16 protein-coding genes are annotated in these 20,658 nt (G+C 72.3%); 11 read left to right on the top strand and 5 right to left on the bottom strand.

Annotation, left to right across the window (positions count from 1 at the left end; all coding sequences use genetic code 11):
* Positions 1–45: 45 nt before the first annotated feature.
* Positions 46–3,309, bottom strand: a complete 3,264-nt coding sequence (locus ABZ624_RS25885; protein WP_360093511.1) for an amino acid adenylation domain-containing protein — start codon at positions 3,307–3,309, stop codon at positions 46–48.
* A 13-nt stretch (positions 3,310–3,322) separates the two neighbouring features.
* Positions 3,323–5,911 carry a Pls/PosA family non-ribosomal peptide synthetase gene (locus tag ABZ624_RS25880; RefSeq protein ID WP_360093508.1) on the bottom strand — a complete coding sequence of 863 codons (2,589 nt, stop codon included), beginning with the start codon at positions 5,909–5,911 and terminating at the stop codon, positions 3,323–3,325.
* Positions 5,912–6,202: 291 nt separating this feature from the next.
* Here ABZ624_RS25880 and ABZ624_RS25875 point away from each other — a divergent pair, with 291 nt between their 5' ends.
* The gene (locus tag ABZ624_RS25875; RefSeq protein WP_360093505.1) at positions 6,203–6,418 is read left to right on the top strand and encodes a hypothetical protein; all 216 of its coding nucleotides are present in this window, start codon (positions 6,203–6,205) and stop codon (positions 6,416–6,418) included.
* A 341-nt stretch (positions 6,419–6,759) separates the two neighbouring features.
* Here ABZ624_RS25875 and ABZ624_RS25870 read toward each other — a convergent pair whose 3' ends face one another.
* The gene (locus ABZ624_RS25870; RefSeq protein ID WP_360093503.1) at positions 6,760–7,152 is read right to left on the bottom strand and encodes a hypothetical protein; all 393 of its coding nucleotides are present in this window, start codon (positions 7,150–7,152) and stop codon (positions 6,760–6,762) included.
* A 225-nt stretch (positions 7,153–7,377) separates the two neighbouring features.
* Here ABZ624_RS25870 and ABZ624_RS25865 point away from each other — a divergent pair, with 225 nt between their 5' ends.
* The gene (locus tag ABZ624_RS25865) at positions 7,378–8,121 is read left to right on the top strand and encodes a TetR/AcrR family transcriptional regulator (protein ID WP_360093500.1); all 744 of its coding nucleotides are present in this window, start codon (positions 7,378–7,380) and stop codon (positions 8,119–8,121) included.
* On the opposite strand, the gene ABZ624_RS25860 is transcribed toward ABZ624_RS25865, so the two are convergent.
* Positions 8,090–10,945, bottom strand: coding sequence for a BREX system ATP-binding domain-containing protein (locus ABZ624_RS25860; protein WP_360093497.1), 2,856 nt, complete (start codon positions 10,943–10,945; stop codon positions 8,090–8,092). The two genes, ABZ624_RS25865 and ABZ624_RS25860, sit on opposite strands and share 32 nt — an antisense overlap.
* A 480-nt stretch (positions 10,946–11,425) precedes the next feature.
* On the opposite strand from ABZ624_RS25860, the gene ABZ624_RS25855 reads away from it, so the two are divergent.
* From ABZ624_RS25855 to ABZ624_RS25815, 9 genes are all read left to right on the top strand, one after another.
* Positions 11,426–11,917 (top strand): hypothetical protein, encoded by a 492-nt coding sequence (locus ABZ624_RS25855; RefSeq protein WP_360093494.1) that lies wholly within the window; start codon positions 11,426–11,428, stop codon positions 11,915–11,917.
* Positions 11,917–12,663 carry an alpha/beta fold hydrolase gene (locus ABZ624_RS25850; RefSeq protein ID WP_360093491.1) on the top strand — a complete coding sequence of 249 codons (747 nt, stop codon included), beginning with the start codon at positions 11,917–11,919 and terminating at the stop codon, positions 12,661–12,663. Before ABZ624_RS25855 ends, ABZ624_RS25850 begins: the two co-directional genes overlap by 1 nt.
* Positions 12,664–12,752: 89 nt before the next feature.
* Positions 12,753–13,640, top strand: coding sequence for a class I SAM-dependent methyltransferase (locus ABZ624_RS25845; RefSeq protein ID WP_360093488.1), 888 nt, complete (start codon positions 12,753–12,755; stop codon positions 13,638–13,640).
* 373 nt (positions 13,641–14,013) lie between these two features.
* Positions 14,014–14,841 (top strand): AfsR/SARP family transcriptional regulator, encoded by an 828-nt coding sequence (locus ABZ624_RS25840; RefSeq protein ID WP_360093485.1) that lies wholly within the window; start codon positions 14,014–14,016, stop codon positions 14,839–14,841.
* Between the two features lie 53 nt (positions 14,842–14,894).
* Complete coding sequence (locus ABZ624_RS25835; RefSeq protein WP_360093482.1) at positions 14,895–15,365, top strand: group II truncated hemoglobin; 471 nt, start codon at positions 14,895–14,897, stop codon at positions 15,363–15,365.
* 289 nt (positions 15,366–15,654) lie between these two features.
* On the top strand, positions 15,655–16,881 hold the full coding sequence (locus tag ABZ624_RS25830) for a Cmx/CmrA family chloramphenicol efflux MFS transporter (protein ID WP_360093479.1): 1,227 nt from the start codon (positions 15,655–15,657) through the stop codon (positions 16,879–16,881).
* Positions 16,882–16,973: 92 nt separating this feature from the next.
* A complete protein-coding gene (locus ABZ624_RS25825) occupies positions 16,974–17,723 on the top strand; it encodes a methyltransferase (RefSeq protein ID WP_360093476.1) in 750 nt (249 codons plus the stop codon).
* Between the two features lie 121 nt (positions 17,724–17,844).
* Complete coding sequence (locus ABZ624_RS25820; protein ID WP_360093473.1) at positions 17,845–19,302, top strand: FAD-dependent oxidoreductase; 1,458 nt, start codon at positions 17,845–17,847, stop codon at positions 19,300–19,302.
* Positions 19,303–19,400: 98 nt separating this feature from the next.
* A complete protein-coding gene (locus tag ABZ624_RS25815; protein ID WP_360093470.1) occupies positions 19,401–19,808 on the top strand; it encodes a RidA family protein in 408 nt (135 codons plus the stop codon).
* 126 nt (positions 19,809–19,934) lie between these two features.
* Here ABZ624_RS25815 and ABZ624_RS25810 read toward each other — a convergent pair whose 3' ends face one another.
* Positions 19,935–20,510 (bottom strand): flavoprotein, encoded by a 576-nt coding sequence (locus ABZ624_RS25810; RefSeq protein WP_351251109.1) that lies wholly within the window; start codon positions 20,508–20,510, stop codon positions 19,935–19,937.
* Positions 20,511–20,658: the final 148 nt, after the last annotated feature.

Raw genomic sequence — 20,658 nt, 5'->3', positions numbered from 1 at the left:
GGATCAGTCCGACGGGATCAGTGCGACGGGTTCAGTGCGACGGGTTCAGGGTGAGGCCAGGGGGACGACGGCGCTCAGGACGGCCTGCGCCGCCTCCGCCGGACGGGTACGGAGGAAGTAGTGGCCGCCGTCTGCCAGTTCGTACAGATCGACGTGTTCGGCCAGGAGCAGCCAGTCACGGTGGTGCCGGGCGTAACCCCGCGTGTACGGGTCGTCCGCGGCGACGACCGCCAGGACGGGAGCGGTCAGCTTCACCGGCGGCGGGCTTTCCAGAGCGGCGCGGAAATAGGTGTGCGCGGACACACAGTCGTGCCGGTAGGCGGCACCGATGTGCCGGGCGTGCTGCTCGTTCAGTTCCGCGAGTTCGGCGTAACCGCCGTCCGCGGTCAGCCGCCCCGCGATCCCGGCGTCGCTCCGGCCCGCCAGTTCCGCGATGGCGGCGTTCCGGTCGTCGGCGGTCCCGAGCAGGTGCGCCCCGAGGAACACCCGCGTCACCCGGACCCCGCGCTCCTGCAGCCTCCTGGCCGTCTCGACGGCCGGCGCGGTGCCCGAGGAATGGCCCCACAACATGACCCGCCTCAGGCCGCGCGCCGTGATCTCGGCGGCGACCTGCTCGGCCACCTGCTCGATCGACGCGAACGGCTCGGGGTGCGCGGCCAGGTGGTGACCGGGCAGCTCGACCGCGAGGACCGCGATGCCGCTGCCCGCCAACGCGCTCGCCATAGGCTGGTAGTTGACCGCGTTGCCGCCCGCGTACGGGAAGCACACCAGGGCGCACTCCGGCGTACCGCGCGCCGTCGTCAGCGGCTGCAGCAGCTCCGGGCGCTGCCGGGCCGTGCCGTCCAGGAGGGCGGCCAGGTCGGCGAGCACGGGGTGCCGGGTGATGTCCTTCAGGGACACCGCGCGGTCGAGCGCGATGCTCAGCTTGACCGCGGTCAGGGACGTGCCCCCGGAGTCGAAGAAGTGGTCCGTCCGGCCGATCCGCCGCTCGGGCACCCCCAGCAGCTCCGCCCAGACCGCAGCCAGCCTCCGCTCGGCCGGGCTGAGCACGTCCTCTCCCGCCGCGTCCGCTTCGGGGGCCGGCGCCGTCCGTTCCGCCAGCTCGGTCAGGGCCTTGCGGTCGGTCTTGCCGTTGGCGGTCAGCGGAAGGCCGTCCCGCCAGTGGAAGGCCGAGGGGACCATGTAGGCGGGCAGCGCCGCGCCGAGCGCCTCGCGCAGCACCTCCGGCTCCTGCCGCGCGCCGGTGTAGAAGGCGATCAGCTGCTTGCTCCCGCCGGCCCGCTCGGCGACGACCACCGCGCCGTCCCGGATGCCGTCCACCCGCAGCAGACAGTTCTCGATCTCGCCGATCTCGATGCGGAAGCCCCGGATCTTGACCTGGTTGTCCCGCCGGCCGAGGAACTCCAGCTTGCCGCCGGGATACCAGCGTCCCCAGTCACCGCCCAGGTAGAGCCGCTCACCGGGCCGGTACGGGTCCGCCCGGTACGCCTCACGGGTCCGCTCGGGATCGTTGACGTACCCCCGGCCCACGCAGACACCGGAGAAAGCGATCAGCCCCGGGGCCCCCAGCGGCACCAGTGACAGATGCTCGTCCACGACGTAGACGCGCACGTTGCCCACCGCACGCCCCAGCAGCACCCGGTCCGGTACGGCGTCCAGGACCTCGTGGTTGGTGTCGTCCGAAGTCTCCGTCAGCCCATAGGCGTTGAGCAGCCTGATCCCCGGCTGGACCGCGAACCAGCGCTGCACCAGCTCCCGCTTCAGCGCCTCCCCGGTCACCGACACACACCGCAGGTCCGGCAGCGTGCGGGGGTGCCGCTCCAGGTACGAGACCACGACCTCCAGATAGGAGGGCACGACCTGCGCCACGCCGACCCGGCCGCGCTCCAGGGTGTCGACGAACCGCTCCACGTCCGTGATCACGTCCTGCTCGACCAGCAGGGTCCGGCCACCGGCCAGCAGCGCCGCCATCAGCTGCCACAGGGAGATGTCGAAGCACTGCGGCGCCGTCTGCGCCACGACACTCCCCTCACCGATGCCCAGGTCGTCGATCTTGGCGTGGAGATGGTTGAGCATGCCCGCGTGCTCGCACATCGCCCCCTTCGGCTCGCCGGTGGAGCCGGACGTGAAGTAGATGTAGGCCAGCCGGCCCGCGTCGATCGGCAGACCGAGGTCGGCGTCGTCGTGCGGCTGCGCGTAGGCCGCGTCGATCAGCAGCTTCTCGCATCCGGGCAGGGCGGCCAGCGCCTGGTCGAGGGTGTGGGTGCTGCCCGATTCGGTCAGGACCAGCCGGCACCCCGCGCGCGACAACGTTGCCGTGATCCGGCCGGCCGGGAAGTGCGGTTCGATCGGCAGGTAGGTGCCGCCCGCCTTGAACACCGCCAGCGTCGCCGCCAGCCAGTCGAGGTTGCGTTCGGTGACGACGGCGACCACGTCCTCCGCGCCCAGCCCCCTCGCCAGCAGCGCCCGCGCCAGCCTGTTCGCGCGCCGGTTGAGTTCTCCGTACGTCCACTCCCGCCCGCCGTGCACGGCCGCCACCGCCTGCGGATGGGCCCGTACGCGTTCCTCGAAGAGTTCGTGCGCCCGCGCGTCCGGCAGCGGCCGGCGGGGACCGGCCAGGCCTTCCAGCTGCTCGTGCACCTCGTCCGCTGACAGCAGGCTCTGCCGCGTGTGGTCGGCGCGCACGTCCGCCGTCATCGACCGCAGCGCCGCCAGGTGGTAGCCGCCGATCCGCGCCGCGGCCGCGGCGTCCAGCACGTCCGTGCGGTGCCTCAGGCGCAGCATCAGCCGTCCGCCCCGGTCCGACCAGCGCACGTGCAGCACACCGTCGTCGACATGGGCCTCGTCGTCTCCCATGGGCCCGAACACGACCTCGTACGGCGGCTCCGTCAGCCCCAGTTCCCGGCGCAGCTGAGCGACCGGGAACTCCCGGGCCGCCAGGAGCTCCGCCTCGGTGTGCTCGGTGGCCGCCACCAGGTCCCGCCAGGATCCGGGGGAGACGGTCAGGCGGCAGGGCAGCGGCTCGCCGTGCACTCCGGCGGTGTACCCCGTCACGACCTCCTGCTCGCCGGACAGCGCGGCCAGCACCTTGGCGTGCGCCGCCAGCAGCAGCGCGCTGATCGGCACGCCCGACCGCCGCACCAGTGCGCGTACCGCGTCCGCCAGGTCGTCCGGGACCGCCGTCTCCTGCTCGGCCGTTCCGGCAGCCCGCTCCCGGGTCCAGCGGGGCACGGTGGTGGCGCCGCCGGCGGTCAGCACACGGCTCCAGAACTCCCGGTCCGGCCGGTCCGTCTGCACGCGCGTTCCCATCGCACGTCCTTCCTCAACTCGCGGTCGCCGCATGGGCGTTGGCTGTCGACGGGGCCCGGCCGGCGCCACGGGGCCGGCTGCGGGCCTCCGGCATGTCCACGGCGGGATTGCCACCCCACTGCGCGTTCGGCGGGACTTCCTCGCCCTTCATGAGGAAGGAATCGGGTGCCAGCACCGCACCGTCGCCCATGGTCACGCCGTAGTGCACATGGGCGCCGACGCCCAGCGTGCAGCCGGCGCCGAGCGTGGAGCGGTCGGACTTGAAGGTGCCGTCCTCCTGCGAATGACACTGGATCTTGCTGCCGGCGTTGAGGGTGCACTCGTCGCCGATGGTGGTGAGGGTCCGCTCGGTCAGGTAGCAGCCGTCGTCGAACACCCGGCGGCCGATGCGCACGCCCAGCAGCCGCCACACCAGGGCCTTGAAGGGCGTGCCGTTGAATATGTTGAGGTAGTGGTCCGGCACCTTCCACAGGCGCTCGTGCCACCAGAAGTACGGGTCGTAGATGGAGCACAACCGGGGCCGCAGCCCACGGAACAACGCGATGCACCGCTCCACCAGGACGAAGTAGAGGGTGCTGAACGCGAGCGTGAAGGCCAGGTATCCGGCGATCACCACGTGTCCGAGTGTTCCGTACAGATCCACCGACGCGAGCCCGAACAGCGTGAGGGCGAAGGTGTGCAGCCACCGCGCGCCCAGCAGGACGGCCATCGAGCGCAGGTTGTAGCGGTTCTTCGCGGCGAGGCTGCGGCGCAGTGCGTCGCCGGACCGCAGGTCGTCGAACCGCGCGTCACGCTCCACCGACCGGGGTATCTCGAAGCAGGGCGAGCCGAGGAGCCCCACGTTCTCCCGGACCTCGCCGTCGAGGGGGACCATCACCTTCGTCGCCAGCAGACAGTTGGCGCCCGTTCTGCCGCCCGCGGGATAGGCGATGTTGTTGCCGAGGAAGTTGCGCGGCCCGATCGACGCGAGGGCCAGCCGGAACGACGTACTGGAATAGTCGGCGTTGAGGACGGACAGTCCGTCGGCCACCATCGTTCCGCTGCCCACCGAGACGAGGAACGGGGTCTCGTGCTGCACTTCGGTGCCGAAGTTCGACCCGGTCTGCTCGACCCGCGACAGGTCGTATCCGATCCCCTGCAGATAGTGGACGATGTAGGAGCTGTCGCCGAACAGCCAGGCGAAGAACCTGACGTTCGTCATGCGAGCCGTCGCCCGGTGGACCGCGTAGTGGAATCCGTACAGCGGATAGACCCGGTCCGGCTTGACGGCCAGGGCCAGCAACCGCGGAACGGTGCACAGGGCGACCAGACCCAGGACGACGAAGCCGAAGAACAGCACGAGCGAGAGTTCCAGCGCGTCCGGGATCAGCTGCGACCGCTTCAGCGGGGCCGTCTGCGGATCGAGGCGGTTGCCGATCGCCGGTACCTCGGTGAACAGCATGTACACCCCGCCGACGGTCAGCGGGATGTACACGAGGAACAGCTGCAGCAGCGTCCCGAGGCCGAACCAGGCCCGGCGGGCGGTCCCGCACCTGGCCGGCGCGACGCGCAGGTAGTCGGTCCGCGTGGGCTCCGCCGGCGAGCCGTGCCAGTGCTCACCGTCCGGGACCGCCTGGCCGCGGTGCAGGGCGGAGGCATGACCGAGCTGTGCGCCGTCGCCCATCGCGGTGTCGATGTCCAGGACGGTCTTCTCGCCGACGTACACGTCCCGGCCGAGGGTGATCCGGCCGGTCTGGACGCGTCCCGCGTGGGCCCGGTAACCGAGGAGGAACGCGTCCTTGCGGATCACCGTGCCGGCGCCGATGGTCAGCAGGTCGGTGCAGACCGGGACGGAGTGGGAGAGGATCGTGACGCCCCTGCCGATCCGCGCGCCGAGGGCCCGCAGATACAGCACGTACAGCGGAGTTCCGACGAGGAAGATCATCGGGTTCGCGTGGAGCAGCACCTTGACGAGCCAGAAACGCAGATACGTCAGGCCCCAGACGCGGAACTCACCCGGTTTCCAGCGGCCCACGAGAAGCCATTTCGCGGCGACCGGGAACGCGCACAGAACGAGGAACCCGATGCCTCCGAAGGAAATCGACCGCAGATAGACGTCGTCCAGGCCCGAACCGGCGGCGATCCACTCGTATCCCGCGGCGGTGGCGAACCCGGAGACGAGGGAGTATCCGAGGAAGACCAGCAACTGGACCGTGCCGCACAGAGCATGGCACAGCCGCTTTCCGCGCTCCGTCAAAACCGGCGACGGCATGGGCGCGGGGGACGTCATGGAGTCCGGGGCCGCCGGTGCGGTCGCTGCTTCGGCGGGCGCTGCTTCCACGGTCGCCGCTCCAGCGGGCGCCGCGGGAACGGCCTCCCCGAGGGCCGCCGTCAGGCTGCGGATGGTCGGATGCCGGTAGATGTCCTTCATGGACGGCGACGGCAGATCCGCTCTTTTCCGAATGCGCGCACAGAACTGGGCCATGACCAGGGAATTGGCGCCGAGGTCGGTGAAGAAATGACTGTCGACCGGAACCCGCTCGGCGCCCGTGACGTCGGCCAGTGCCTCCGCGAGCCTGCGCTCGGTCTCCGCTATGTGGACCTCGGAGGACTGCTCCACCATGCGATCTCCCGGAGAACGTGTGAAACGCCAGTGGCTGGTTCTTTTCCGATCACGAACCGGCAAGATTCAGTCTGGCCAGGCCGACGGAAGGCTGCCACTTCTGGTCGACCACCCCGCGCACGAAGAATGCTCCGGGGGTCCGTATTCCTTGGTGCCGCACACGAATGGGGCACATGGGGAATCACTCGAACGGCGGTCCTCACAGCCGCGCATCCCTCGGTCCTCGGGTGGTCTCAGATGCCCCTGAATGGGCCACGCACCACTGTGAGCTGCTGCGATGGGGGGCGCGGGGTGGGCTGGTCCGGCGTGGAGGTCCGCGTCCTCTCCCACGTCGAGCAGTCCCGGTCCGCGCCGGACGGCAGCACCGAGGTGGTCGTCTACGCGGAGTGCGCGGTCCCGGGGCCGGCCGCGGCGCGAACAGTGCGGGGCGTCGGCTGCGCACCGGACGCACCGCAGGCACTCCGGCGGGCCCGCGCAGGCGCCGTCGCCCGGGCACACCGAGCGTGAGCCGCGACCGGCCCGGCGGCCGGGCGGGGTTGAGGCCGGCTGCGGTGCGCCCGGCGATGTGGCAGCAGCGAGGCCGATCGCCGTGGGCGCGGCGGCTGGGCAGTGCCGGGGTCGGGTGTCTTGCGCCTTGCCGTTCGGCGGGGTGGGGTTTGTTTGTTGTGGGTCTGGTGGCCCGGGGGCGTGAGTCTGGCGGGCCCGGCAGGGCAGGGGCGGGCAACGAGGTCGGCTCTCCTGCGCCCTGCGCCCTGCGGCCCGGCAGGACGGGGTGGGTTGTCGTGGGGCGTGCCGTCCGGTGCCACCAGGTCCGCTGCCGTGCGTCCGGCCGTCCGGCGGGGCCGGGGTCAGCCGTCGTGAATCGGCCCCGCTCCGAGGCCCACCGAGGCGAAGAACTCCTCCAGGGCGGCCGTGACCTCCGCCGGACGCTCCGGCGGCGGCAGATGGCCGGTGTCGGGCAGCTCGATGTGCCGGGCGCCGGGGATCTCCCGGGCGAGCAGCGCGGACACCTCAAGGATCTCCGGCACGTCACACCGCCCGCTGATCACCAGGGTCGGGACAGAGACCTCGGCGAGCCGCTCCCGCGCCGCGGGCCGCGCCGTCAGCTCGGTGGCGCGCGGCCCGCTCCAGATCCGCTGCCGGGCCGGCCGGTCCATCTCCACCGCCCGCCGCCACACGCCCGGACACAGCGCCGTATGATCCCGGCCCTCGCCCGCCACCAGGAACTCCGCGTCCGCCACCGCGGCGGCGTCCAGGTCGGCGGGCTCGAGCGACGTTCAGCAAGGGCTCACCCGCCCGGACAGAGACACCCCGACGCTTTCACTCGTGGTGAACGCGATGGGGGAGTGCGGGCGGGTGGGTGGCCGGACCCTGGCGTGTTTACGACAGTCATGTTGCAGGGCGCCCGTTCCCGTGTCGCAGGGTGGGGGAGTGCGAGACGATGGCGGCTCGGAGGAGGACGACTGGTGAACACCGCTGTCGGCGTAGGGAACGGGAGTCAGGTGGACCATGGCGGTACCGCCGGAGCCCGGGCGTCCGAGCCGCTGACCCGGCCGCACATCGTGGCGGCGGGGCTGCGGCTGCTGGAGCGCGAGGGCGCGGCCGGGCTCAGTATGCGCAAGCTGGCCGTCGAACTGGGCAAGGCCCCGGCCGCTGTCTACCGGCACGTCAGCAACAAGCGGGAACTGATGTCCCTGCTGCTCGACGAGGTGACCCGCCGGATCGTCATCCCGGACGCCGGGGACGACCCCCGCGCGGTCGTGCTGGAGGCGGCGCAGAGCGCGCACCGCGTGCTGGAGGAGCACGGGTGGATCGCCACCGGCATGCTCGACGGGGAACTGCTGGACGCCACCTCCCTGCGGCTCTCCGAGTTCATCCTGGAGACCCTGGTCCGGGGCGGGATGAGCGACGCGCAGGCAGCGCGCCTGCACGTCGCCATCTGGCAGTACCTGGTGGGGCATCTGGTCGCCGAGCGGTCCGGGACACCGTACGGAGCGGCCGCGGCGCCAGGTGAGGGCGGGGACGAGGAGTACCCGACCGTGCGCCGGGTCGCCCCGCTCATCCGCGGGATGAGCGATCAGGAACGGTTCACGGCCGGGCTGCGGGCGCTGCTCGACGGGGCGTTCGCGGAGCTGGGCGCCGCGCGCCGCGCCCCGGCCGCCGGCGCCGCACCGCGCGTCAGCCCGTCCGCAGCCGCGTCAGCGGGGTGAGCGTGGCGCGCTGCGGGTGGATCAGCACCGGAGCTGGGGCAGGCTCCTCCTCGGGGGGAAAGAACTTGGCCAGTTCGTGCCGTCCGCTGATGCGCAACTTCCGGTAGGAGTGGGTGAGATGGGATTCGACGTTGCGCAGGGTCACCTTCAGCTGCTGCGCGATGCTGCGGTTGCTCAGCCCGCGTGAGGCCAGCTCGGAGACCTGTCGCTCGGTGGGCGTCAGCAGCGATTCCGTGGAGGCCTTGCGCGGGTCCGGCCGGCCGCCCGCGCCCCGCAACTCCTGCTGCACCGCCGCCACCAGGCCGTCGGCCCCCAGCGAGATGCCGACCTCGTTGGCGCGGTGCAGCAGTTCGCGGGCGCGTCCGGCCTTGCCGATGCGCCGGTGGGCGGTGCCCGCCGCGTAGAGGGCGTGGGCGAACAGCAGGGGCGCCGGGGCGGGTTCGAGGAGTTCCACGGCCTGGCCGGCGAGCTGGAGCGCCTCGTGTCCCGAGCAGGCCGCGGCCTGGGCAACCAGGGCCCGGCCCAGGGCGAAGGGCACTCCCCAGCGGCGGGCCAGTTCCGTCTCCTCCTGGGCGATTCGGCGGGCACCGGCCACGTCGCTGAGGGCCAGCTGGAGCGCGGCCCGGGTGGAACGCCAGGGCAGGATCGCCGGGTTGACCACTCCCCGGCGTTCCAGCTCCGCCGCGCAGTGGGCGATCAGGGCGAGCCCGCGCCGGGTATCGCCGAGCCGCCCCAGCGCCCGCCCGACGCTGTGCAGGAGGTGCAGCCGCCACCAGGTGACGGGCTGGTCACCGGGCAGCGGCGGACCTTCGTCGACGAGGGCGCTGGCGCCGGCGATGTCGTCCTTCTCCAGGGCCACGTCGATGAGCACACTGCGGGCGAGCGCCCCGGTGTGGTGGGTGTCGGCACCGATCCGGGAGAGCAGTTCCAGCGCCTCCCCGGCGTCGTCCCCGGCCTCCGTCAGCAGACCACGGTGGAGCTGGACCAGGCCGCGCACGGCGAGCGCCTCGGCGGTCCGCGCCACATTGCCCTCGGAGCGCGCGAGCCGCACCTCGGTGTCCATGCGCTGCTGGGCGTCGTCCACATCGCCCGCCCACAGCAGGGCGAGCAGCGCGTGGTACCAGGTGGGTGAGCCGTACGGGGCACGGGGTACGGACAGGATGCGGTGGGCGATCCGCCGTACCGCGGGCGCGGAGTCGCCGCGGGCGGTACGGAGCAGCAGCACCCGCTCCAGCCGGTCCTCGTCCCCGTCCCCGTCCCCGTCCCCGGGCCGGTAGCTGCCCTCGTGGAGCCGGATGTGGGTGAGCCCCTGGCGCAGCCGCGCGGCGGCCGCGGGATCAAGGGCCCCGACCTCCCGTTGCGCGTCCTCCAGCACCCGGCGGGCACGCGGGAGTTCGTCGAGGCGCAGCAGGATGTCGGCCAGTCGCAGCGCCTGGCGGCTCCGCTCCACGGGCCCGGAGGCGACGGCGGTGCGCGCGGTCAGGGCGCCGGCGGCCGCGGGCAGGTCGAGGCGGGTGAGCACCTGGATGCGCAGGTCCTCGGCGCGCGCGGCCAGTTCCGGAGGCAGGCCGTGCAGGACGGCCTTCTCGATCAGCCGGCGGGCGCCTGCCGGGTCGGGCCCGGCCATGCCGTGGGCGATGTCCAGCAGCAGCCGGGTCATCCACGGTTCGTCCAGGCGGTGCGAGCGCAGGAGATGGGTGGCGATGTCCTCGCAGGGGGCGCCGCGCAGCCGGAGGCAGTGCGCGGCGAGCCGGTGCAGCTCGGCGCGCTCGGCGCACGGGATGTCCTGGTAGAGGAGTTCGGCCAGCAGAGGGTGGCGGAATCTCAGGTCGTGGGGCCGCAGCAGCCCCGACTCGGTGAGCCGGCCCAGACATCGGCAGGCGTGCTCCGTGGGGATGCCGCACAGGGCGGCGAGCAGGGCCGTGTCCAGCGGGGCGCCCAGGACGCTGGCCGCCCGGGCGACCTGTACGCCGTGCGGGTCGAGCCGCCGGAGCAGGCACAGGATGCGCTCCTTGACCGCCTGGAGCCGGGTCCGTTTCTCCGGCGGGCCCGCCGGTCCGTGGCCCGCGGGGTGCTCGCCCCCGGTGGTGCAGGGCGGGGCGGTGTGGACCGCGGGCACGGTCCGTATCTGCTCGGTCAGGAGGTACGGGTTGCCCCCGCTCTCCGCGATCAGGGCGTCCACGGACTCCTGGCCGTGGCCGCAGAGCGCGGCGGCGAGGTCGAAGGCGGCGCTCGGGCTCAGGTCGTGCAGATGGATGTGGCGGTCGGGGCGGACGCCCTCCATGAACTCGACCAGCAGATGCTGGTCGGACGCCGGTTCCCCGCAGCGCTTGGTGGCGAGCAGGACCACCGGGAGGTTCTCCAGACGGCGGGTCAGAAAGCCGAGCCACAGCAGGGACTGACGGTCGGTGTGCTGGACGCTGTCGACCGTCAGCAGGATCGAGGTGCGCCCGGCGGCCCGGCCCAGACACGCGCACAGCTCCGCGAGGAGCGGGTAGTCGGGGGCGGCCGGGTCCGTGGCGTCGTCGGACGCGCCGCACAGCGCGAAAGCCCGCTCCCACACGTGTGCCGTCTCGGGCAGCGTCCCGAGGAGCTGGTGCACGACCCCGAGGGGAAAGCGCTGTTCGGTCGGGGACGCGGTGGCCGACAGCACGGCCATCCCCTGCTCGCGGGCGCTCTGCTCGGCCCAGCGCAGGAGTGTCGTCTTGCCGGTCCCGATGATGCCCTCCACCAGTGCGACCGCTCCCGTGCCGGCTCTGGTGGCGTCGAGCAACTCGCTGATGATCTTCGCTTCTTCGCTCCTGCCGAACAGTTCCCGGGGCACCGGCCCCACACCTCCTGCCTGAACAGAAAACGACCTGGGTGACAAGGAATTCGGATGAGGCCCAGAAAGCCAGAATCTTTGAACATGCCAAACCGGCGCCGTCAAGCCCGTGTTCCGGTCATGGCGGGGCCGACGCCGGCACCGTGGGAAAGATTTCGCCAGGAGGCACGGGAAGCGTGTACGAGATCTCCCCCATTGCTCCCCCTGGACACCGGTGAACGGCGTACACGTGTGATGCGTCCGACGCTAGCACGAGAACCCGTTGAATTTGTACAGCTTGTTCGACCCGCCGGTTCCGGAGCGTGTTTCTTCGGCCAGTGCTTCGGTCCCACCGTATTGATGTCCGCGGGTACCGCACGGATACGGTCGGCACGGCTCAGAGCTGGTGACCGGTGGTCTGTACATGGAACGCGGCCACCGCGTATCCCGGCCCATTCCCCCGTCGTGTTGGCGAAATCTGGTGGAAGGAGCGGTCCCCACGTGTCCGCGATCAGTCAGGAGCTCGGCGGCGGTCGTGCCGAGCAGTTCGTGTTGTCCCTGGCCGGTATCCTGCCGTACGTCTACGAGCAGGCCTGGCAGTCCGTGCTGGAGGGCTCGCCGGTGCTGCGCGAGGCCCTGCCCGAGTCCCGGTTCCCGCTGCAGGTCGTGGACTGGCGGGCCACCCACACAGCCGTGCAGGACGTGCGGCTCGCCGAACGGCTGGCCCGGGAGGACGCCACCGGACTCGCCTGCGACGGGGGGCCGTCGATGCGCGCCACCCTCATCCGGCGCACCGACCGGACCTGGACCTTCGCCTGGCGGTATGCCCGCGGGCTGCTGGACCGCGGGACCGGACTGCGCCTGCTGGAGGAGGCCGCCGACGCGTACGGCGTGCTGCTGCGCGGCGGCACCCCGCGGCGAGCGCAGACCTGGCTCGCGGCCGGCGCCCCGCAGCGCCCCGGTGCCCGTCTCGCCGGGCCGGTGAGCGGCTGATGAGCGACTCCTCGGTGCGCCTGTTCTGCCTGCCGTTCGAGGGCGTCTCGGCGGGCGTCTATCTGCCCTGGTGCGAGGCGCTCGGCCCCTCGGTGGTCGTCACCCCCGTGGAACTGCCCGGACGCGGGCGCCATCCGCAAACCCGCCTCTGCTCCCGGATGGAGCCGCTGCTCGCCGACGTCATGCCGTACGTGGCCCGCATGTGCGACCGGCCGTTCGCGCTGTACGGACACGGCTTCGGCGCCCTCGTCGCGTACGAGATCACCGCCCGGCTGGAGTGGGAGCACGACGCCGTGGCCGAACGGCTCTACGTCTCCGGCGCCGGCCTGCCGCACCGCCCGGCACCCGATCGGGCGGTCGGCGGACTGCCGGACGCCGAGATGCTGCGCCGGCTCGGCGAGCACGGCCGGATCCCCCCGGGCGCCCAGGACCCCCGGCGGGCGGCCCGGGTGCTCACCGCGCTGCGCGCGGACCGCACCGTCCTGGAGACGTACCGGCGCGATCCACGCCATGTCGTGCACTGCCCCGTCACCGTCATGACCGGGCGGGACGACCGCAGCGTCACCGCCGCCGACCTCGCCGGATGGCGCCGGTGCACCCGGCGTCCGCTGCGCACGGACACGTTCCCCGGCGGCCACTACTTCCCGCTCACGGCCGGCTGGGAACTCCTGGACACCTTCGGCCGGGACCTGATCCGCCCGCAGGCGGCGCGCCGTGCCATGGCGGCCTCGGCCGCGGCCTACTGACCGGCCGGCGCCTGTCACCATTCCGGAAACGGCAACAAGAATTGCCCGGCGGTCACGGCATGCTCATGCTGGCCACCGGAGGTGACGGTATGACCACACACCACACCGAGGACGTCGACGGCGACGCCCTCGGCGCCGAGCCGGAACTGGAGGCGGAACTGCACTCCGGTCTCCTGGCGGACGCGGCCCGCTGGCTGCGGGGCCTGCTCGGGCCCGGGGAAGGGGTGGCGGCGGCGGTCCGCCGGGTGCTGGACGTGGGCAGCGGGCCGGGAGCGGCCTCCTGTGAGCTGGCCCGCGCCTTCCCGCGGGCGGAGGTCGTCGCCGTGGACCGGTCCCCGTCACAGCTCGCCCGGGCCAGGGTCAGGGCCGCGGAACTCGGGCTGACCGGTCGGCTCACCACGCTGCCGGCCGAACGGCCCGAGGAGTTCGGCGAACTGGGCCCGGCCGACCTGATCTGGACCGGCAACGTCTGCCGTCACCTGGGCGACCAGCAGGCAGCCCTGACGAGCCTGGCGTCCGCCCTGCGCCCCGGCGGCCTGCTCGCCGTCTGCGAACGCGGTCTTCCGCCCCGCTTCCTGCCCCGCGACATAGGCATCGGACGGCCCGGTCTGCAGGCCAGGCTGGACGCGGCGCTGGAGGACCGGTTCGCCGACCGGCGGGCCCGGCTGCTCGGTGCCACCTCCGTGGTCGAGGACTGGTCGCGCCTGCTGGCCGCGGCCGGGCTCGTCCCGGCCGGCACCCGCACCTTCCTGATCGACCTCCCCGCCCCGCTGGGCCCGTCCGCGCGCCTGTACCTGCGCACCCGGCTGACCCGGCTGCTCGCCGAGATCGGTGACCGGCTCGACCTCGCCGACCGGCTGACCGTGGAGCAGCTCGTGGACGGCGACGCCTGCACCGGCATCCTGTGGCGGCCCGACGCCTTCTACCTCACGGCGGTCACGGTACACACCGCCCGCCTGTGCACGGGCCGCGCCTGAGCGACCCGCGGGGCCGCGCCCCCTGACCGCGGCCCGCCCGGACAGGCAGGCGCCATTCACCGTGCGCCGTATTTACCGAAGAGCGCGTTCTCTTTTCCTTTCTGCGCCGCAGAGAACGCGCCCTGCGGCATACCCGGATTCCGCGAACACCGCCGTACGCCCTTCCTGCCACTTTTCCCGAACCCCCGGACGGCCCGCCCGCCCCCGGGGGTTCCACCGGTATGCCCGCGTGCGGTACGGCCCAGATTCTTCGGTCAGCCCTACGGTGCCACCGTATTGAGGCGCCCACCCCCGCACTCCTACGTTCCTTCCGTGGCCACCGCCACGAGGAATTGCTGAAACCGGACACTTCACGGTGAGTTACGGAGGACTCGTGGAGATTCAGGTGCTGGGCCCCCTGCACGCAGCGGTCGGCGGAGTTCCGGTCGCCCCGACGGCGGGAAAGGAACGGCAGATCCTGGCGCTCCTCGCCCTGCACCCGGGGCGGCTCGTGCCGGTGACCACCCTGATCGAGGAGGTATGGGGGCCCCGGCCGCCGCGCACCGCGCACACCACCGTCCAGACGTACATCCTGCGGCTGCGCCGCGCCCTGGCCGCCGCCCTCGGCGGCCCGGACGGCCCGCACCGCGCCCGCCGGCTACTGGCCACCGGGCACGGGGGCTATCTGCTGCGGACCGCGGAGGACGACGTCGACGCCTTCGCGTTCCAGCGGGCGGCGCAGGCCGGCCACGCGGCCTTCGCCGACGGCGACGGCGAGCGGGCCGCCCGGCTTCTGCGCGACGCGCTGGCGCTGTGGCGGGGACCGGTGCTGGTCGACGTGCCCACCGGGAAGCCGCTGCGCGTCCAGGCGGCCCGCCTGGAGGAGAGCCGGCTGCTCGCGACCGAGCGGCGCATCGACGCCGAACTGCGCCTCGGCCGGCACGGCGAACTCCTCGCTGAACTCACGGAACTGACGGCGCATCATCCCGCGAACGAGCGGCTGCACGCGCAGGCCATGGTCGCGTTCTACCGCTCGGGGCGGCAGGCCTCGGCGCTGGAGCTGTACCGCGCCCTGCGCCAGAGGCTGGTCGACGAACTGGGCCTGGAGCCCTCGCCGCAGCTCCAGCGGCTGCACCAGGCGATGCTCGCGGTCGACCCCCGGCTGGACGTCCTCACCCAGGGCGGCAGGCCCACGCCGACCTTCGACCTGTATGCGGCCTGACCACCACGACACCCCCACCGCACCCCGTACCCATCCCAGCGAAAGGCGACACCGTGACGGACCAGGACCGGATTCCCACCCTCTACGAGTGGGCCGGCGGCGCCGAGGCGCTGAGCCGGCTGACCGAGGAGTTCTACTCCCGCGTCCGCGAGGACGAACTGCTCGCCCCGCTCTTCGCCCGGATGTCGGACGACCACCCCCGGCACGTCGCCACCTTCCTCGGCGAGGTGCTCGGCGGCCCGGACGACTACACCCGGCACCACGGCGGCTACCGGCACATGCTCTCCCGGCACCGCAACCGGGCCATCCAGCCCGAGCAGCGGGAGCGCTGGGTGGAGCTGATGCGCCAGGCCATGGACGTGGTGGGACTCCCGCAGGACGCGGAGTTCCGCTCGGCGTTCATCGGCTACATCGAGTTCGGCTCGCGCCGCGCCATGGCCAACTCCCAGCCGGGCGCCGGACCCACCCGCCGCACGACCATCAAGGAGTGGGGCTGGGGCGAGGCCGTGCCCGGCGACGACTGACCGACGGCCGCCCCGGGACGTCCCGGTATCGGCAACAAATGTTGTCCGTCCGCCACGCCCGGTCCCAGCATGGGCACCAGTGGTGATCACCACGGATACGCGGATCGCCGAGGCACCGCCCAGCGCGTGGCCGCGACTCCCCCCGCCCGGCAGGCCGCCGCGCCACCCGCCCCGATCCGCCCGCCCGAACAACCCGAACAAGGAGTTCGCCCATGCGTATGACCACTCCCGGGCCGGCGCGCCGCGACACCGCGCAGACCGGTCCCGAGCAGTCCGGAGGTGGCCGCCGATGAGCGCCCAGACCGAACAGCTCCAGGCAGTTGCCCGCAAGACCACCAACCGGCTGCCGCTCGGGGTCTACCTGCTCGCGTTCAGCCTGTTCGCGATGGGCAGCGCCGAGTTCCTGCTCGCCGGCGTCCTGCCGGACATCGCCGACGACCTGGGGATCTCCCTGTCCGAAGCGGGCGCGCTGATCTCGGCGTTCGCGATCGGCGTGGTGATCGGCGGTCCGCCGCTGGCCGTCCTGACCCTGCGCTGGCCGCGCCGCACCACCCTGGTGGTCTCGCAGGGCCTCTTCGCCGTCTGCGTGGCGATCGGCCTGGTCACCGACAACTTCGCGGTGCTGCTGGTCACCCGCTTCCTGTGCGGCCTCGCCTACGCCGGGTTCTGGGCGGTCGCCGCGGTCACCGCGATCAGCCTCGTCACACCCGACCGCACCGCCCGCGCCTCGGGCGTGGTGGTCAGCGGCCTCAGCGTCGCCATGGTGGCCGGCGGCCCGGCCGGCGCGCTGCTGAGCCACTTCACCTCCTGGCAGGGCGGCTTCTGGGCGGTCGTCGCCCTCACCGCCGTCGGTGCGCTGTCCACGGTCGTCGCCGTGCCCGCCACCCGGGCCGCGCAGGAGCCCAGCGTGCGGCGGGAGCTGCGCACGATGAAGCAGCCGCAGCTGTGGGTGGTGTACGCCGCGACCCTGCTGAGCACCGCCGCCTACATGATCTCGTACAACTACCTCGCGGCCTTCCTCACCGACATCACCGGCGTCCGCGCGGTGTGGGTGCCCGCGATCCTGGTCCTGTTCGGCATCGGCGCCTTCGTCGGGCTGTCCATCGGCGGCCGGATCTCCGACGGGCGCCCCCATCACGCGCTGCTGACCGGAGCGGCCGGAATCCTGGTCGCGTCCGTGCTGCTCGCGCTGCTCGCCCACCACGCGGTGGCCGTCATCGCGCTGGTGCTGATCCTCGGCGTCGCGGGATTCGTGCTCAACCCAGCCGTCTACGGGCGGGTGTTCACCGTCGCGGCCGGGGCGCCCACCCTCGCCGGTGCCACCGCCGTCTCCATGTTCCAGCTCGGGATCAGCCTGGTGCCCGTCCTCGCCGGAGTAGCCCTCGGCGCCGGGGCCGGTCTGACCTCCATTCCCTGGCTCGGTGCCGGCCTGGCCGTCCTCACCGTCCCCGTCGTCCTGATCGACCGGGCGATGGCCCGTGGCCGGGCCGGGAATTCCCCGCCCGGCGACGACTGATCCGCTGCCGCCGTTCCGCACATTCCACCGTCGAGAGCCGTGGAGCACGTCCCGGAACGAGCTGCTCCACGGCTCTTCCCAAGGAGGATCGAATGGACAACAAGCTCGGCTACGAACTCGGTAACTGGGTCGTGTCGCAGATCCAGAGCCCGGACCGCCCGACGCACGCGACGTTCTCGCTGCTCGACCGGGAATGGGAGCTGCTGCCCGAGGTGTTTCCCCCGTTCACGGACCCGGGACCCGGTCTGTTCGCCTCCTGGGTGCCGTACGAGAAGGGCAGCCGGTTCCTGGAGATGGGCTGCGGCGCCGGGCTCTCCGCGGTGCTCGCCGCACAGCAGGGCGCCGAGCGGGTGCTGGCGCTGGACGTCAACCCGGCGGCCGTGGAGAACACGCGCCGCAACGCCGCCCGGCACGGCGTGTCCGACCGGGTGACGGCCCTGCACAGCGACCTGTTCGACGCCCTGGACCCGGCCGAGGTGCTGGACCTCGTCTTCTGGAACACCCCGTTCATCGAGGCGCCCGAGGACCGCCCCTACGGCGGCGGGATCGAGCGGGCGGTCTTCGACCCCGGCTACGAGCTGGTGCGCCGGTTCTTCCGGGACGCGGTGCCCCACCTCTCGGCCGAGGGGCGGGTGTATCTCGGCACCAGCGAGGCGATGGGAAATCCACGGAAAATGCTGCGCGCCGCCGCCGACGCCGGTTTCGAGGGTCACCGGTACCGCAGCGAGACCGTCGAACTCAGGGCGGCAGATTTCCCCGAGTCCCCGGTGGTGAAGGCCCACACCAACGAGCGCGGAACCGTGGAAATGGACTTCACGATGTACGAGTTCCTGCGCCGCTGATCCCGTAGGGCCCGGCCTGGAAGGAAACCCGGCGCGACGCCCCCGAACCATCAGATCCGACGGAATCGATTCGCTTTTACTCGATCCGGGCGATACGACAGCCCCGGAAGATTGGAATGTGATGAACGCCAACGGAAAGGCAGACGGCAACAGCTTCGACGTGGTCATCGCCGGCAACGGAGTCCTCGGGCTGTCGCTCGCCTGGGTCCTCGCCCGGCGCGGACAGCGGGTCGCCGTGCTCGGCCGGCCGCACCGCCCCTGGGCCGGCTCCACCGCGGCCGGTGCCATGCTCGGCTGCTTCGGCGAGGTCACCACCTCCCTGCTGGCCAGCGAACACGGCCGGGCCAAGCTGGAACTCGGCATCCAGGCCGCCAAGTTGTGGCCGCAGTGGCTGGCCGAGCTGGAGGACCGGACCGAGGGCGCCCCCGTCAAGACCGCGCAGGGCACCACCGTCATCCTCAACACCATCGGCACGGCCGAGATCGACGACGCCAACTACAACGCCATCCGCGGCGAACTCACCCGCTACTCCGAGCCGTTCGAGGACGTCGAGCCCGCCGACCTCGACTGGGTGGACGCCGAACCGATCTCCCGCCCGCTGAAGGCCTTCCACATACCCGGTGAGCACGCGGTCAACGCCGCCGCCCTGCTGGAGCGCCTGGAGGCGGCCGTCGTACAGGCCGGGGGCACCCTCGTCCCCGAGTTCGCCACCCGCGTCGAGCACCAGGGCGACCGCGTCACCGGGGTCGTGCTCTCCGACGGGGAGCGGATCGCCGCCGGCCACGTCATGCTGGCCGCCGGAGCCCGCACCCAGGAGCTCCTGGACAGCCTGCCCGTCGGCCCCCGCATCCCCCGCCTGGTGAGCGGCTACGGAGTCTCCTCCCTGATCAGGACCGTGGACGGCACCACCCCGGACAGCGTCATCCGCACCCCGAACCGCTCCTTCGCCTGCGGCCTGCACATCGTCCCGCGCGGCGAAGGGCACGTCTACGTCGGTGCCACCAACGTCATCTCGGTCGAGCCCCGCGACACCGCGGAGATGCGCGACCTGGTCTTCCTCCTGCAGTGCGCCCACCGCCAGGTCCGCCGCAGCCTGTGGAACAGCGACGTCACCAAGGTCCAGGTCGGCAACCGCCCGGTGTCCATGGACGCCTTCCCGCTGCTCGGTGAGGGCGGTATGCGCAACCTGTGGATCATGACCGGCACCTACCGGGACGGCCTGCACCTCTCCCCGCTGCTGGCCCAGGACTTCGCCGCCCGCATCCTCGGCGAGGAGCCCCAGGCCGACCTGGCCCGGTTCGCCCCCGTACGGCAACCGCTGCAGACCGGGACCCGCGAGGAGATCGTGGACGTCCTCATCGACCACCAGATGGGCATCGGCTACGAGCAGGACTGGACGATCCCGGTCGAGTGGCACCAGTGGATCGAGATGGACCTGCGGCCCGGCACCCTCGCCTGGGCGAACGAACTCGACCCCGAGTTCACCCCGCCGGCCGAGCTGCTCTTCGCGTCCCGCTTCGAACCGGAGCTGGTCAGCGTCCTCCGGAAGTACTACGCCACCTGCCGCGAGTACAGCTGACCCGCCGCGGGCGAGCTTCCCCACGCACCCTGAACCGCCGTACGGGCCGGCCTCAGTTCGCCACCTGCCCGTACCGCCCGTCGAGAAAGGACAGTGCAATGGCAGTCGAGACGATCGACCCGCCCGGCCTTCCCGAGCCCTACGGCTGGCGGCAGCTGGCCGTCGGCACCGGCAGCCGGGTGGTCTTCCTCAGCGGCCAGACGCCGCGCACCGCCGCCGGTGAGCCGGTGGGCATGGGCGACCTCGCGGCCCAGACCGAGCAGGTCTACCTCAACATCGCCACCGGACTGGCCGCGGCAGGCGCCACCTTCGACGACGTGCTCCGCCTGACCATGTACGTCGTGGACTGGTCGCTGCCCAAGTGGGAGGAGATCACCGCGGGCGCCAAGCGCGCCGCCGCCAAGCTCGGCGTCGACGTCATCCGGCCCACCACCCTGGTCGGGGTCGCCACCCTCGCCGAGCCCGACTTCCTCATCGAGGTCGAGGCCACGGCCATCGCCTCCTGAGCAGCGCTCCGCGGGGCGCCGGGACCGCCGCCCGGCGCCCCGCGGAGCCCGTTGTGCCGATGTGCGCGGTGCCCTGCCCCCCGGAAGGGGTGCGGGGCACCGCGCACATCGGCCGGTCCGGCCAGGTCAGACGAGGAGATCACCGATCACCTTGGCCACCGACTCCGGCGACGGCAGCCCCGGGTGGTGGCTCGTGGTGCCCGTGCCCGGGTCGTAACCGTCGTGCCACTCCGGCTCGTTGACGAGGGCGCCGTCCTCCCGCAGCTGCGCGACGTTGCGCTGCACCGCAGGCTTGCGCCACATCTTGGCGCCCATCACCGGGAAGTAGACGACGGGACAGTCCACCGACAGCGCCACCGTCAGCAGACGGTTCGGCGCGGCGCCGGCCGCGGCCGCGGCCAGGGTGTGGGCGGTGGCCGGCAGCACGGCGAGCAGATCGTGGTCCGCGGCGAGCCGGGACGGCTTGTCGGTCGGCCAGTCGGCCGGGGACTCACCGCTCACCACCCGCTCGGCGAACAGGGCGAGGCTCTCGGGAGAAATGAACGAGGCCGCGGTGTGCGTCAGCAGAACCGTGAACGTACTGCCCTCGATGTGCCGGCGCAGCCCCTGGATATATGCCGGAAGTCCGGTCACCGCAATCGAACCGGTGGCCCCGATGAGTATGCGTTTCCCCGTTGTTCCCGGGGAGTTCTGAATTCCCATGCCCCGATGATGTCGCCGCCGTCCCGCCTTCGGTCAACGGCACGAACGGCAATGACAGACAGAATCCGGCGCGGGTCCAGCGGTGGTCCAGCACCGGCCAAATCCTTCGGCCGTCCCTACGGTCGGACCGTATTGAGACCGAATGCGG

The organism is Streptomyces sp. NPDC007205, assembly GCF_040634095.1.
GTDB lineage: Bacteria > Actinomycetota > Actinomycetes > Streptomycetales > Streptomycetaceae > Streptomyces.
This window is presented reverse-complemented; position numbering and strand designations above follow the sequence as displayed.